Raw genomic sequence first — 14276 nt, forward strand, 5'->3', positions numbered from 1 at the left:
CCCGCCACCGGGCGCCCCACGGAGAAGCGCCCCTATCCGTTCTAAGGAGTCACCGTGGCCGTCGCCACCGAGCTGCCCGTCGGCACCGTCGCCGTGTCCGGGCCTCCCCCCGCCCCGCGGCGTCGCCGTCGCCGCGCGCTCACCCCGCTTCTGCTCCTGTCGCCCGCTCTCGTCATGCTCGCCGTGTTCATCGGCTGGCCGCTCGTGCAGATGGTCGTCATGTCGTTCCAGGAATTCGGCCGTGCGCAGATCTTCGGCGCGCCGCCGTCCTTCGTCGGGCTCGACAACTACATCGCCGTCCTGACGGACGCGGGATTCTGGCAGGTGCTCGCGCGCAGCGTTGCGCTGTGCGTCGTCTGCGTCGCGGCGACCATGGTGCTGGGCGTGCTCGTCGCGCTGCTCATGACGAAGCTCGGCCGCGTCATGCGCACCGCCGTCTCGGTCGCGCTGCTGCTCGCCTGGGCCATGCCCGCGCTGACCGCCACGATCGTGTGGGGCTGGATCTTCGACACCCAGTACGGCCTCGTCAACTACGCGCTCACCCAGTTGACCGGCACGGACTGGACCGGACACAGCTGGCTCATCGACCCGATCAGCTTCTTCGCCGTGGCGGCCATCATCATCACGTGGGGCGCGATCCCGTTCGTGGCGTTCTCCGTCTACGCCGGGCTGGGCCAGGTGCCCGACGAGGTCCTCGAGGCCGCCCAGCTGGACGGTGCGGGCGCCTTCTCGCGCTTCCGCCTCATCGTCTTCCCGTACCTGCGCTCGATCCTCATCGTGCTCCTGATCCTCCAGGTCATCTGGGACCTGCGCGTGTTCGCGCAGATCTACGCCCTGCAGACGATCGGAGGCGTCCGCGCAGACACCAACACCATCGGGGTCTACATCTACAGCGTCTCGATGGCCTCGGGCGACCTCGGCTCCGGCGGTGCGATCTCGGTCATCCTCGTGGTGATCATGCTCGTGATCTCCGGCTACTACATCCGCTCGATGCTCTGTCAGGAGGAGGCATGACCACGCGCGCACGCACCCGCACCGGTCGGGTCCTGCTGAATCTCTGCGCCCTGGTGGTGATCGTGTGCGCGGTGTTCCCCGTGTACTGGATGATCAACACGTCACTGCTGCCCGCCTCCGCCGTGCGCGGGGCGACGCCGCACTTCTGGCCCGACCAGTTCACGCTGCGCAACTACGCCACGGCGCTCGGCGAGGGCGGCTTCCTCGGCGCTCTCGGCACCTCGGTGACGGTGACGGGCATCACCCTCGTCGCCGCTCTGCTGTTCGCGTTCCTCGCGGCCGTCGCGCTCTCGCGCTTCCGGTTCCGCAGCCGCAAGAGCATCGTCGTCGCGATCCTCGTCGTACAGATGATCCCCGCGGAAGCCATGATCATCTCCACCTTCCGCGTGCTGGACGGCTGGGCCCTCGTCAACACGATCGCCGGCCTCAGCCTCGTCTACATCGCGATCGTGCTCCCCTTCACGATCTGGACGCTGCGCGGCTTCGTCGCGGGCGTGCCCGCGGAGTTGGAGGAGGCGGCGATGATCGACGGCTGCAGCCGTACGGGCGCCTTCTGGCGGGTCACATTCCCCCTGCTCGCCCCGGGGCTCGTCGCCACCGGCGTGTTCGCGTTCATCCAGGCCTGGAACGAGTTCGTGTTCGCACTCGTCATCCTCACCCGTCCCGACCCGCAGACCCTGCCCATCTGGCTGCGCGCGTTCGTGCAGGTGACGAAGGCGACCGACTGGTCCGTGGTCATGGCGGCGTCCACCCTGATGGCATTGCCGGTCGTCGCTTTCTTCCTGATCGTGCAGCACCGCATGACCGGGGGACTGGTCTCGGGCGCGGTGAAGGGATGAGGGTCGGACTCGACGTCGGCGGCACCAAGACGGATGCGGTGGTCGTCGATGCCCGAGATCGGGTTCTCGCCTCGGTGCGGCTCGCGACGCTCTGGGGGCCGGTGGGCGTGGTGGAGACCGTCGCCGATGCCGTGGCCGCACTCGGCGCCATGGCGGGCATCGACGCCGCGCAGTTCTCGTCGGTCGGGATCGGGATGCCGGGTCAGGTGCATCCGGGGTCGGGTCGTGTGACCCATGCGCTCAACCTCGGCGTCGCGGATCTCGATGTCGCCGCCGCCGTGACCCCTCGGGTGGGACTGCCCGTGCACGTCGAGAACGACGTGAAGGCCGCCGCGCTCGGAGCCGCGGCGCTGGAGCGGCCCGGCGCGAGCCTCGCGTTCTTGAACCTCGGCACCGGCGTCGCGGCCGGCATCGTGCTCGGCGGGCGTCTCTGGCGCGGCGCCGGCGGATCCGCGGGCGAGGTGGGACACATCAGTATCGATCCCGCCGGACCGCCGTGCCGCTGCGGCGGCCGCGGATGCATCGAGGCGCTCGCCGGGGGAGCGGCGATCGCCGACCGCTGGGGACGCCCCGCAGCCCTCCCGGTGCGCGACGTCTTCGACGGCGCGGACGCGGGCGATGCGCTCGCCACCCTCATCCGCCGCGATCTCGCGCGCTCGGTCGCGGCGGCCGTGCGCATCCTGGTGCTGACGGCCGACGTGGAACGGGTCGTGATCGGGGGAGGCCTCACCGCGCTCGCCGATCGCATGCTCCCCGAAGTGCGCGTCGAACTGGAGCGCAGCGCCGCCGCATCCCCGTTCCTGCGATCGCTGCGGCTCGCGGATCGCATGCGGGTGCTGCCGACCGGATCACCGGTCGCGGCGGTCGGGGCGGCCATCGTGGGAGGAACGGCAATCGAGCAGGAGGTGAGCGCACGTGGCTGAAGTGGTCATCGTCGCATCGGAGCAGGAGGGCGGCGCGATCGTCGCCGACGAGATCGTCCGGCTGATCCGGAAGCGGGAGGACACGGTTCTGGGACTCGCCACGGGCTCGACGCCGCTGCCCGTGTACGAGGCGTTGCGGGAGCGCATCGGGGACCTCGACGTGTCGCGGGTGCGCGGGTTCGCGCTCGACGAGTACGTCGGACTGGACCCCTCGCACCCCGAGAGCTACCGCTCGGTGATCGCGCGTGAGGTGGTCGGGCCGTTGGGCCTGGACCCGGCCCGCATCCGCGTGCCGGACGGCCGTGAGGCGGGCATCGCCACGGCGGGCGAGGAGTACGAGCGCGCGATCCGGGAGGCGGGCGGTATCGACCTGCAGATCCTGGGGATCGGCACCGACGGGCACATCGGGTTCAACGAACCCGGCTCGTCGTTCGCATCGCGCACGCGCGTGAAGACCCTGACCGCGCAGACCCGGGAGGACAACGCCCGCTTCTTCGCCGATGCCTCCGAGGTGCCGCGTCACTGCATCACCCAGGGTCTCGGCACGATCCTCGAGGCCCGGCATCTCGTGCTGCTCGCCTTCGGGCGCGAGAAGGCGGATGCGGTCGCCGGCGCCCTCGAGGGGCCGGTCACCGCGATGCTCCCCGGCTCCGCGGTGCAGCTGCATCCGCATGTGACGGTCGTGGTGGATGAGGCGGCCGCATCCCGTCTGCGCCTGGCGGACTACTACCGCGCCAGCTGGGAGGGAAAGCCCGACTGGCAGGGGCTCTGACCCCTCCGCGCGCCGCGTGCCGCATCGCACCCCTCGAACGTTGCGGCGAGGGGGACACGACGGCGATCAGTCGGCGAAGACGACGCCGGGATTGAGGATGCCGGTGGGATCGAAGACGCGCTTGATGTCGCGCTGCAGCTGCCACTGACGTGCGCCGAGCTCGTCGCGCAGCCACCGGCGCTTGAGCACCCCGACGCCGTGCTCGCCGGTCAGTGTGCCGCCGAGGCGCAGTGCGGAGCGGAACAGGTCGTCGGCCGCGCGCCAGACGACGTCCGGCACCTCGGGGCCGTCGAAGACGAAGTTCGGGTGGAGGTTCCCGTCACCCGCGTGCGCCACCGTGGGGATCGTGAGTCCGTAGTCGCGCTCGATACGCATGATCTCGTCGAACATCGCAGGCAGTGCCGATCGCGGCACCGAGACGTCCTCGATCAGCGTCATGCCGAGTCGCTCCATGGCCGGATGCAGCGATCGCCGCAGCTGAAGCAGCGCCTCGCCCTCCGTCTCGTGCGCGGCGAGGCGCACCCGCCCGCCCGCGTGCTCGAGCACCTGCGCGATGAGCGCGGCGTCGTCTGCCGCCCTCGGGCCGTCGGTCTGCACGGTCAGCAGGCTCTCGCCACCGGTGGGCGCGGGCAGGGAGAGGAGCACGTGGACTGCGGCGAGGCTCGCCGCATCCATGAGCTCCATGATCGCCGGCTGCACACCCGACGCGGTCACGGCCGCGGCGCCCGCAGCCGCAGCGCGCACGTCGCTGAAGGATGCGGTGAGCGTGCGCGGCTGCCCGGCGACGAGGCGGCGCAGCTTGAGCGTCGCCCCCACGACGACCCCGAGCGTGCCTTCGGATCCGATCATGAGCGACGTCAGATCGAGGCCGGTCACGCCCTTCACACTGCGATGCCCGAGCCGGACCAGCTCACCGTCGGCGAGGACGACGTCGACGCCGAGCACAGCGTCGCGCACGACGCCGTACTTCGCGCACAGCAGCCCGCCCGCACCGGTCGCGATGTTGCCGCCGACGGTCGAGATGGCGCGGCTCGCGGGGTCGGGCGCCCACCACACTCCGTGGCGGGCGAGCTCGGCGTTGAGGTCCGCTTTGATGATGCCGGGCTCCACGACGGCGAGCAGGTCGTCCGGGCGGATCTCGAGGATGCGGCTCATCCGCGCGAGCGAGAGCGCGATCCGGCCGGTGCCGACGTTCGCGCCTCCTGCGAGCCCGGTGCCGGCACCGCGCGGGACCACGGGCGTACCCGTCGCATGGGCGATGCGCAGCGCGACCTGGACGTCCTCGACGCTCTCGGCGTGCACGACGGCCAGGGCGCGGCCGTCGGCGGCGTGACCCGACTTGTCGGCGCGGACGGCCTCGAGCATCGCCCCGGTCGTGTCGATCCGGTCGCCGAGCGCCTCACGCAGCAGGTCGACGACCGACGCGGTCATGCGAAGCGGCGGCGTCCGACGACCAGGCCCACCGTGACCGCGACCACGGCATAGGCGATGCCGATCCAGGTGAGACCGAGCGACCACAGGGCGGCCGTCGCTGCGGCGTAGACCAGGAGTTCGGCGACGGCGCGCACGAAGGGGTGCACGGCGAAGACGGCGCGGGGGGAGACGAACAGCGCCCACAGCACGATGGCGGCGGCGGGGGTGAGGATGCCGACGACGAGGTTCCACGGGAACGGCCACGTCGCGAAGCCCCAGATCGCCAGGGCGACGATGCCGCCGATCTCGCACAGGAACGCCACCACGTCGAGGGCGGACAGTGCGGGGCGCGTGCCGGCAGGCAGGGGCGCGGACGAGGGGGTGCTCACCCGCCCATTCTACGTGGGCGCGCGGACGCGGCCCGGCGGGTCAGACCGGCTCGCCGCCCAGCCATACCCGGGCGACGCGCAGGTCGGCGCTCAGCAGCACCGCGTCGGCGAGACGCCCCGGCTCGAGGGCTCCCAGGTCCTCACGGCCGAGCACGCGCGCGGGGGTCTCGGTGAGGGCCTGCACGGCGGCGACCAGCGGCACCCCCGCCGCGACGGCGACGCGCAGGGCCGCATCCTGCGTCAACGTGGACCCGGCGATCGTGTCGGTGCCGGCCACGTGCGCGACGCCGCCCGTGACCTCCACCTCGAGCGCGCCCAGGCGGTACGCGCCGTCCGCGGCGCCCGCCGCGGCCATCGCGTCGGTCACGAGGGCGAAGCGGCCTACGGCGGCGGATGCGGCGATCCGCACGACATCGGGATGCAGGTGCACGCCGTCGGCGATGATCTCCAGCACGACACGGTCGTCGGCGAGCGCCGCCCCGACCGGCCCCGGGAAGCGGTGGTGGAGGCCGGGCATCGCGTTGAACGCGTGCGTCAGCACCGTCGCCCCTGCGTCGAAGGCCGCGGTTGCGATCCGGGCGTCGGCGGAGGTGTGTCCGACGGCCGCGACGACGCCGGCCTCGACGATGCGGCGGACGGCGTCGAGGCCGCCCGGAAGCTCCGGGGCGAGCGTCATCTGGCGCACGGTGCCGCGGCCGGCGGCCAGCAGGGCGTCCAGCGTCTCGGGGTCGGGTGCGCGCAGCAGGTCTCCGGCGTGCGCGCCCCGGTGACTCGGTGCGAGGAAGGGACCCTCCAGATGGGAGCCGAGGATGTCGGGGGCGGTGCGGGTCAGGGCCGCGATCATCCGCAGTCGGTCGACGAGGTCGTCGAGGGTCGAGGTCGCGAGCGACAGGACGGCGCGTGTGGTGCCGTGCGCGAGATGCAGCGCGCGGGCGGCGCGCACCGCATCCGGTCCGTCTTCGTAGGAGCGGCCGCCGCCCCCGTGTCCGTGCAGGTCGATGAACCCCGGACTGAGGACCGCGTCCGGGCCCGCCAGCGCACGCGCATCGACGATCGTGTCGCCGTCATGGTCGCACCAGCCGGTGCCCGTGCCGCGGTGCGTGATGCGGCCGTCGTCCCAACGGGCCCAGCCGTCCGGCGTCTCGCGGCCGCCGTCGACGAGCCGTGCGGAGTGGACGATCACGCTCATGGTCGCCGCCACGGAACGTCGTCGATCCGGCGATAGGCGAGCCCGTCGGCATCCCACCGCGTCGCGAGATCCGCCAGGCGCTCGAGGAAGCTCTCCCACGATCGGGATGTGCGCGCCGACCAGGCCACTTCCGCGGCGGCCGCGAGACGCGGGAACACCATCTGCTGAATGTCGTCCTCGGTGCGGATCGTCTCGGTCCACAGCGCCGCTTCGATACCGAGGATCTGCTCTTCGCGGATGCCGGAGACGACCTCGACGGGTTCCCAGTCGTACGCGCGGTGCAGCGGCGTCGGCCCGTTCGCCCACGTGAGGCCCAGCGCGGACTCCGCACTGTCCTTCATGTCGAGATAGACCGCATCGGCGGGCGACAGGATGAGGCGTCCGCCGCGCTCGAGGAAGCCGCGGGCCTTCTCGTCGGCGCCGTCGACGGGGCGCACGAAGCCCCAGTACTGGCCGATCGTGCCGGCCGCGAGGTTCGCCGCGGTGCCGGCCTCGTGCCAGGCGATCGGCGTCTTCTGCCGCGAGGCCACGAGCGCGGTGACCTCCGCGATCGCCGCGGCGTAGTCGTCGCGCGAGGTGCCGAGGGCTTCGTCCCCGCCGATGTGCAGGTACGGTCCCGGCGTCAGATCGGCCAGTTCGGTGAAGACATCGCGCAGGAATGCGCTCGTCGCCGCCTCGCCGATCCGCAACGACGAGAAGCCCACGCCGAAGCCGGTGTACGCCTGCCCGGCGACGGGCAGGCCGCCCCCGAACTCCGCGGCCGTCTCCTCGAGCTCGGTCGTGACGACGGGAGGCCGGGCGACCTCGGGGTATGCGAGCCCCACGGCGTGCGTGTGGCCCGGGACGTCGAACTCGGGGATCACCGTGATGTGAAGCGAGGCCGCCGCATCCAGGATGCGTCCCCAGTCGGCGCGTGAGTAGCAGCCGCCCGCATCACCCAGGGCAGCCGAGCCCGAGGCGGCCTCCGCCAGACGGGGCCGTGAATCCAGCGCCAGCCGCCAGCCCTGGTCGTCGCTGAGGTGAAGGTGCAGCACGTTGAGCTTGAGCTCCGCCATCCGCTCGAGCAGGCGTTCGACGACGTCGACGTCGAAGAAGTGCCGGGCGACGTCGAGCATCAGCCCGCGGTGGGCGAAGCGGGGTGCGTCATCGATCACGACGGCGGGCCACACCCATCCCTGCCTCGTGGGCGCCACCAGTTGGAGCAGCGTATGCACGCCGTGTTGGAGGCCTGCAGGATCGGATGCGGTGAGCTCGACCGTGTGCGCATCGATCGCCAGCCGGTAGGACTCCGCGGCGCCCTCGCCGTCGATGCGCAGGCGGATCGGCGCGTCCGAGGCGGCGGGGAGTGAGAGGCCGGTGCGCCGGTGCAGTCGCGCGTTCAGACGGGCGACCGCTTCCGCTTCGCCGGTGATCGAGACCGCATCCGTCAGCGCGAAGGCGCCGTCGCCGAGGGCCACGGACGTCGGTCGCGGGACGAGGCCGGTTGACATGTAAGGAACCTTAACAAACCTGTTCCCGGCGCACCATGCGTTCGTCCGCCGTCACCGTGCGTTCAGGTGTGCCCGTTGTCCGCTTCCGGTATGCTCGATCGCGTCGCGACTGGCGTTGAGGTGGATGACCACCGGGGAGCGACCGACACGGTATTCGGCCGTACGCCTGGGCCGATACGGAACCCTTCTGTCCGAAACCGTCGTCAGGGAGAGTCATGACCGACCCGTACTTCAACGCCCCCCTCGCAGAGGTCGACCCCGAGATCGCCCAGGTGCTCGAGCGCGAGCTCGAGCGTCAGCGCGGGTATCTCGAGATGATCGCGTCCGAGAACTTCGTGCCCGTCTCGGTGCTGCAGTCGCAGGGCTCCGTGCTCACGAACAAGTACGCCGAGGGCTACCCCGGTCGTCGCTACTACGGCGGCTGCGAAGAGGTGGACGTCGCCGAGGAACTGGCGATCGCCCGCGCCAAGTCGCTGTTCGGCGCCGGTTTCGCCAACGTGCAGCCGCACTCCGGTGCGTCCGCCAACGCCGCTGTGCTGCACGCGATCGCCCGCCCCGGCGACACGCTGCTCGGCCTCTCGCTCGACCAGGGCGGTCACCTGACGCACGGCATGAAGATCAACTTCTCCGGCCGTCTCTACAACATCGTCGCGTACGGCGTCGACCCGGAGACCAGCGTCATCGACATGGACGAGGTGCACCGCCTCGCCGTCGAGCACAAGCCGAAGGTCATCATCGCCGGCTGGTCGGCGTACCCCCGCCAGCTCGACTTCGCGCGCTTCCGCGAGATCGCCGACGAGGTCGGCGCGTACCTCTGGGTCGACATGGCGCACTTCGCGGGCCTCGTCGCCGCGGGCGTGCACCCGAACCCGGTCCCGCACGCGCACGTCGTCTCCTCGACCGTGCACAAGACGATCGGTGGCCCCCGTTCGGGCTTCATCCTCACGAACGACGAGGACCTCGCCAAGAAGATCAACACCGCGGTCTTCCCCGGCCAGCAGGGCGGTCCGCTCATGCACGTGATCGCCGCCAAGGCGACCGCGTTCAAGCTCGCGGCGACCCCCGAGTTCAAGGAGCGCCAGGAGCGCACGGTCCGCGGTGCGGCGATCCTCGCCGACCGGCTCGCCCAGCAGGACGTGAGGGACGCCGGCATCGCGGTACGTTCGGGCGGCACCGACGTGCACCTCGTGCTCGTCGACCTCCGGGAGGCGGCCATCGACGGCAAGCAGGCCGAGGATCTCCTCCACGACATCCACATCACGGTCAACCGCAACTCGGTGCCCAACGACCCGCGTCCGCCGATGGTCACCTCGGGTCTGCGCATCGGCACGCCGGCGCTGGCGACGCGCGGGTTCGGCGACGCGGAGTTCACCGAGGTCGCCGATATCATCGCGCTCGCGCTGCTGCCCGGTGCCGACGTCGAAGCGCTGCGCACCCGCGTCGCGGCACTGACCGCGGCGTTCCCGCTGTACCCCGACCTCCAGCAGTGATCGGAGCGGATGCGGCAGCACCGGGTGTTGCCGCATCCGTATCCCTACGTGCATAGTGATTGAGTACCCTCGGTCGCGACCCTGCGCTCACCGCGCAGATCGGTGCGTGCTCGGGGCGGGCTCGAAGAGGAGACGACAATGACCGCGATCACACTCGACGGCGTCCGCACCGCGGCCGCGATCAAGGAAGAACTCACCGCGCGCGTGGCGGCACTCGCCGAGCGCGGGGTGGTTCCCGGCATCGCCACGGTGCTGGTGGGGGCGGATCCCGCCTCGCAGCTGTACGTGGGCATGAAGCACAAGCAGTCCGTCGCGATCGGGATGAACTCGATCCAACGGGAGTTGCCCGCGGATGCCACGCAGGAGGACGTCGAGGCGCTGATCGACGAGCTCAACGCCGACCCGACCTGCCACGGGTACATCGTGCAGCTGCCGCTGCCGAAGCACCTCGACACGGACCGCATCCTCGAGCGGATCGACCCCGACAAGGACGCCGACGGGCTGCACCCCACCAACCTCGGCCGTCTCGTGCTGAACGTGAACACGCCGATCACCTCGCCGCTGCCGTGCACGCCGCGCGGTGTGATCGAGCTGTTGCAGCGCAACGGCTACGACCTGTCCGGCAAGCACGTCGTGGTCGTCGGCCGCGGCGTCACGATCGGCCGCTCGATCGGGCTCCTGCTCACGCGCCGCGACATCAACGCCACGGTCACCCTGACCCACACCGGTACCGCGGACCTCCCGTTCCACCTCGCGCAGGCCGACGTCGTGGTCGCGGCCGCCGGCGTCAAGCACCTCGTACGCGCCGAGCACCTGCGCGCGGGCGTCGCCGTGCTGGATGTCGGCGTCACGCGTGAGACGCATCCGGAGACCGGCAAGAGCATCGTCTACGGCGACGTGCATCCGGATGTCGTGGAGGTCGCCGGCTACGTGTCGCCGAACCCCGGCGGTGTGGGGCCCATGACCGTGGCCCTGCTGCTCACGAACGTCGTCGAGGCCGCGGAGCGCGCCGCAGGTCTCTGACCCGCCGACGGCGCGGTAACGCGCCCGTGATCTCGGGCTGAGACGATCGGGTCATGCTGACCCTGCGCGGCGCGCGCCGCATCCTCGTCGACCGTCGCACCGAGCGGGACGGCGACCTCGTGCTCGACGGCGCCGTGGTGTCATCGTCGGGGGAGGCACCGGGCGAGACGCTCGATGTGTCCGGCTGTGTCGTGACGCCGGGGCTCATCAATGCGCACCACCACCTCCTGCAGACCGGCTTTCGCACCCTGCCCGGCACCCGCGGGGTGCCGATGCGGGACTGGCTGCCGGCGATGGCCGCGGCCTACGCGGGCGCCGGCATCGACGCCTCGCTCACCGGCGCCACGGCCTCTGCGGGCATCGCCGAGTCGCTGCTGAGCGGGGTGACGACGGTGGCCGACCACCAGCTGAACTGGCCCGACCCCGCGGGCTCGCCGCATCCGGTCGACGACACCGTCGCGATCACCCGGTCCGTCGCGGATGCGGCCGCCGAACTCGGCGCCAGGCTCGTCTTCGTGCGCGGTTCCGCCCGGGACGCCCCCGAGGCGGCCGAGGCGAGCGCGCGTGCCATCGCTGCCGCCTTCCTGACGCCGGATGCGCGCGGGATGAGCGCCGACGGGATGCTGCAGCTCGCGGTGGGCCCGGCGGGCGTGCACTCCGACGGGGAGGACACCTTCCGTGCGCTCGGAGCCGTGGCGCGCGAGTACGGACTCCGCCGTCGCACTCAGGCGAACGAGCAGGTCGACACGCAGATCGCGCTCGATCGCTACGGCCGGCGCCCCCTGGACCTGTTGGAGGAGTGGGGGTGGCTCGCGCCCGATGTCACGATCGCCCACCTCTGCGATGTGACGGATGCCGAGATCGACCGTCTGGCCGCGGCGGGAGTCACCGCGACCCACGCCCCCGGGTGCGACGTGCCGATGGGATGGGGGATCGCGCCGATCGCACGGATGCGCGAAGCCGGCATCGCGGTGGGACTCGGCACGTCCGGAGGGGGATCCAACGATGCCGGCCATCTGCTGGCCGACGCGCGGCTGGCCCTGCAGGTGTCGGCGCTCGTGGGTCCGCAGCTCGACGCGCGCGACGTGCTGGAGATGGCGACCGCCGGCTCCGCTGCGGGGCTCGGCCGGCCCGAGCTCGGCCACCTGAGGCCGGGAGCGGCCGCGGACGTGTGCGTGTGGGACGTGGACTCGGTGGCGGATGCGGGTGTCGCGGATCCCGTGGCGGGACTGCTCTGGACCGCCCCCGGGCGCAGGCCACGCCACGTGATCGTCGCGGGGCGTGTGGTCGTGCGCGACTACCGTCTCGTGCGTGGCGACGAGCGCGAGATCGTCGAACGACTGCGCACGCGGGTCGGTAGCTGAACAGCGCCTGTGCCCTCAGAGATCGAGCACAATCCGTTCGCAGGCCGCGCGCGAGACGCAGACCATCATGACGGTCGAATCACGCTGCTCGATCGGTGTGAGCACCGAGTCCCGGTGCTCGATGTCGCCCTCGAGCACCGGGACCTCGCACGTGCCGCACGTGCCGCGGCGGCAGCTCGAGAGCACGAGCGTATCGGGGGACTGCTCGCGGATCGCGTCGAGAACCGACTGCTCCGGCGAGACCACGACGACGTCGCCGCTCATCGCCAGTTCCACCTCGAACTGCCCCGGCCACACCGGCTCCCCGAACTCCTTCGCCTCGAAGCGCTCCACGTGCAGCGCGCGCTCGTCGATGCCCGCCTCCAGCGCGTCCAGCATCCGCTTCGGTCCGCATGCGAACACGGCCGTGCGCCCGTCCACGGATGCGGCCAGCGCGTCGATGTCGAGGCGGGCGCCCTCGTCGCCGGCGTGGATGCGTACGCGGTCGCCGAAGGCGTCGGCGAGCTCCGCCGCGAAGGCCATGCCGGCGCGCTTGCGCCCGGCGTAGTCCAGCTCCCACTCGGCACCGGCGGCCTCGGCTGCGGCCGCCATCGCCCGGATCGCCGTGATGCCGATCCCGCCCGCCACGAACCGATAGCGCGTACCGGGGGAGACCTCGAACGGGAAGTGGTTGCGGGGGCCGCGCACGCGCACACGCGTGCCGACCGCGAGCTCGTCGTGCACACGCACGGATCCGCCGCGCCCGCCCGTCTCGCGCAGCACCGTGATGCGCCATCGCCCGCGCTCCGCCGTGTCGCCGCACAGCGAGTACTGGCGTTCCACCGGGCCGGTGCCGTCGGCATCCGGAAGGATCACGTCGAGATGGGAACCGGGGGTCCAGGCGGGCAGATCGCGCCCGTTCGGAGACGCCAGATCGAAGGCGACGATGTCGCCGGTGAGCGCGGTGCGCTCCACCACGACCAGATCGCGTTCGACGTCGCTGAAGTAACTCACAGCGCGCCACGCTAATCGGCCCGTGTGACGAGCAGATGACGACGGGTGCGTTACCGGCGGGAAACGCGCGGCGGATACGGTCGGCGCTGGCGCCGGACGGTGCCGGAGAGGGAGCGCCATGACCGAGTCGCCGCAGGCCACGATGATCGATCGGATCGCGGGGGCCGCGCTCGCGGACGGCTCCCGTGTCGACGTCACGATCGCCGACGGCCGGATCGCCGCCGTGACGCCGGCGGCCTCTGTCCCCGCACCCGGTGCGCACGATCTGTCCGGCTTCATGCTGCTCGCCGCTGCGGCCGAGCCGCACGCGCATCTCGACAAGGCGCTGAGCTGGGATGCCATCCGCTCGCCGATGGGGGATCTCCGTGCGGCGATCGCCGCCTGGCGCGTCTACGCCGAGACGATGACCGTCGCCGATGTGACCGAGCGGGCTCGCACGCAGGTGCTCCGGATGCTGCGCAACGGCACCACGGCCATCCGCACGCACGTCGACGTGCTGCTGGGCGACGCGCCGCTCCGCGGGGTCGAGGCGCTCGTGTCGCTCCGGGAGGAGCTGGCCGCACTCGTCGACATCGAGATCGTCGCCCTCGCCGGTCCCGACGTCCCGACCGCGCACCTGGAGGCGGCGTTGGATGCGGGCGCCGATGTCGTCGGCGGAGCCTCCCACCTGGCCGACGACCCGATCGCCGATCTCCATCGACTGCTCGAAGTCGCCGAGCGTCGTGGCGTGCCCGTCGATCTGCACACGGATGAGGGGCTTGCGGCAGCCGTGACCCTCGACGCCTACGCGCGACGCACGCGCGGCTGGTCGCAGAACCGCTCCGCGGGGCACTGCGTGCGTCTCGGAACCCTCGAGGAGCCGGCGCGCGATGAGGTCATCGCGGAGGTCGTCGCGTCGGGAGTGGGCATCATCGCCAACCCGATCACGAATCTGTCGCTGCAGGGGTGGGGCGTCCCCGTCTCGACGCCCCGCGGCATCGCTCCGGCTCGAGCGCTCCTCACGGCAGGCGCGCGGTTCGCCGCCGGTGCCGACAACGTGCGCGACCCGTTCAATCCGCTCGGCCGCGGTGACGCGCTCGAGACCGCGATGCTCCTCGTCGTTGCCGCGCACCTCACGGCGGACGAGGCGTATGCCGCGGTGTCCACCGGTGCACGCGAGGTCATGGGGCTGCCGGAGGCGGGTGTCGTCGTCGGTGCGCGCGCCGACCTGCTCGCGGTGCGGGCGGACTCGCTGGTGCAGGCGATCGCCGAGGCGCCGGCGGACCGCCTGGTGATGCGCGGTGGTCGGCTCGTGGCGGCCACGACGACCGAGGGCTGGGCCGCCGCCCCCTGATCGCAAACCGCGTGTTGCGTGCGCGAAACATGAACGGCGCATGA

Annotated in this window: 13 protein-coding genes and 1 riboswitch; of the genes, 8 read left to right on the plus strand and 5 right to left on the minus strand. The window is 71.8% G+C overall.

Annotated features, from left to right (window positions below):
* Positions 1-54: 54 nt before the first annotated feature.
* The 4 genes from EHF32_RS00385 to nagB are packed head-to-tail and all read left to right on the plus strand — an operon-like array spanning position 55 to position 3548.
* Positions 55-1014 (plus strand): carbohydrate ABC transporter permease, encoded by a 960-nt coding sequence (locus EHF32_RS00385; protein WP_238343751.1) that lies wholly within the window; start codon positions 55-57, stop codon positions 1012-1014.
* Positions 1011-1853 carry a carbohydrate ABC transporter permease gene (locus EHF32_RS00390; protein WP_137416277.1) on the plus strand — a complete coding sequence of 281 codons (843 nt, stop codon included), beginning with the start codon at positions 1011-1013 and terminating at the stop codon, positions 1851-1853. Before EHF32_RS00385 ends, EHF32_RS00390 begins: the two co-directional genes overlap by 4 nt.
* The gene (locus EHF32_RS00395; protein WP_137416278.1) at positions 1850-2776 is read left to right on the plus strand and encodes an ROK family protein; all 927 of its coding nucleotides are present in this window, start codon (positions 1850-1852) and stop codon (positions 2774-2776) included. Before EHF32_RS00390 ends, EHF32_RS00395 begins: the two co-directional genes overlap by 4 nt.
* Positions 2769-3548, plus strand: a complete 780-nt coding sequence (gene nagB, locus EHF32_RS00400; RefSeq protein ID WP_137416279.1) for a glucosamine-6-phosphate deaminase — start codon at positions 2769-2771, stop codon at positions 3546-3548. The genes EHF32_RS00395 and nagB overlap by 8 nt, the downstream gene beginning before the upstream one ends.
* Positions 3549-3614: 66 nt before the next feature.
* Here the strand turns inward: nagB and EHF32_RS00405 are convergent, their stop codons facing one another.
* Genes EHF32_RS00405 through EHF32_RS00420 form a run of 4 tightly spaced genes read right to left on the minus strand, consistent with a single transcriptional unit; the run spans position 3615 to position 8029 of the window.
* Positions 3615-4979: an FAD-binding oxidoreductase gene (locus tag EHF32_RS00405; protein ID WP_137416280.1), complete on the minus strand. Its 1365-nt coding sequence runs from the start codon at positions 4977-4979 to the stop codon at positions 3615-3617.
* A complete protein-coding gene (locus tag EHF32_RS00410; RefSeq protein WP_137416281.1) occupies positions 4976-5350 on the minus strand; it encodes a YrdB family protein in 375 nt (124 codons plus the stop codon). The genes EHF32_RS00405 and EHF32_RS00410 overlap by 4 nt, the downstream gene beginning before the upstream one ends.
* Positions 5351-5390: 40 nt before the next feature.
* Positions 5391-6539, minus strand: a complete 1149-nt coding sequence (nagA, locus tag EHF32_RS00415) for an N-acetylglucosamine-6-phosphate deacetylase (RefSeq protein WP_137416282.1) — start codon at positions 6537-6539, stop codon at positions 5391-5393.
* Positions 6536-8029, minus strand: coding sequence for a beta-N-acetylhexosaminidase (locus tag EHF32_RS00420; RefSeq protein WP_137416283.1), 1494 nt, complete (start codon positions 8027-8029; stop codon positions 6536-6538). The genes nagA and EHF32_RS00420 overlap by 4 nt, the downstream gene beginning before the upstream one ends.
* Before the next feature lie 95 nt (positions 8030-8124).
* Positions 8125-8208, plus strand: a riboswitch (ZMP/ZTP riboswitch).
* Between the two features lie 36 nt (positions 8209-8244).
* Here EHF32_RS00420 and glyA point away from each other — a divergent pair.
* The 3 genes from glyA (at position 8245) to EHF32_RS00435 (ending at position 11906) form a co-directional block, all read left to right on the plus strand.
* The gene (gene glyA, locus EHF32_RS00425) at positions 8245-9519 is read left to right on the plus strand and encodes a serine hydroxymethyltransferase (RefSeq protein WP_137416284.1); all 1275 of its coding nucleotides are present in this window, start codon (positions 8245-8247) and stop codon (positions 9517-9519) included.
* A 138-nt stretch (positions 9520-9657) separates the two neighbouring features.
* A complete protein-coding gene (locus EHF32_RS00430; RefSeq protein ID WP_137416285.1) occupies positions 9658-10542 on the plus strand; it encodes a bifunctional methylenetetrahydrofolate dehydrogenase/methenyltetrahydrofolate cyclohydrolase in 885 nt (294 codons plus the stop codon).
* A gap of 53 nt (positions 10543-10595) precedes the next feature.
* Positions 10596-11906 (plus strand): amidohydrolase family protein, encoded by a 1311-nt coding sequence (locus EHF32_RS00435; protein ID WP_137416286.1) that lies wholly within the window; start codon positions 10596-10598, stop codon positions 11904-11906.
* A gap of 15 nt (positions 11907-11921) precedes the next feature.
* Here EHF32_RS00435 and EHF32_RS00440 read toward each other — a convergent pair whose 3' ends face one another.
* Positions 11922-12899, minus strand: coding sequence for a PDR/VanB family oxidoreductase (locus tag EHF32_RS00440; protein WP_137416287.1), 978 nt, complete (start codon positions 12897-12899; stop codon positions 11922-11924).
* Between the two features lie 118 nt (positions 12900-13017).
* Here EHF32_RS00440 and EHF32_RS00445 point away from each other — a divergent pair, with 118 nt between their 5' ends.
* Complete coding sequence (locus EHF32_RS00445) at positions 13018-14232, plus strand: amidohydrolase family protein (RefSeq protein WP_137416288.1); 1215 nt, start codon at positions 13018-13020, stop codon at positions 14230-14232.
* The last annotated feature ends 44 nt before the right edge of the window (positions 14233-14276 follow it).

The sequence above is a fragment of the Microbacterium sp. RG1 genome (genome assembly GCF_005347485.1).
Taxonomy (GTDB): Bacteria; Actinomycetota; Actinomycetes; order Actinomycetales; family Microbacteriaceae; genus Microbacterium; species Microbacterium binotii_A.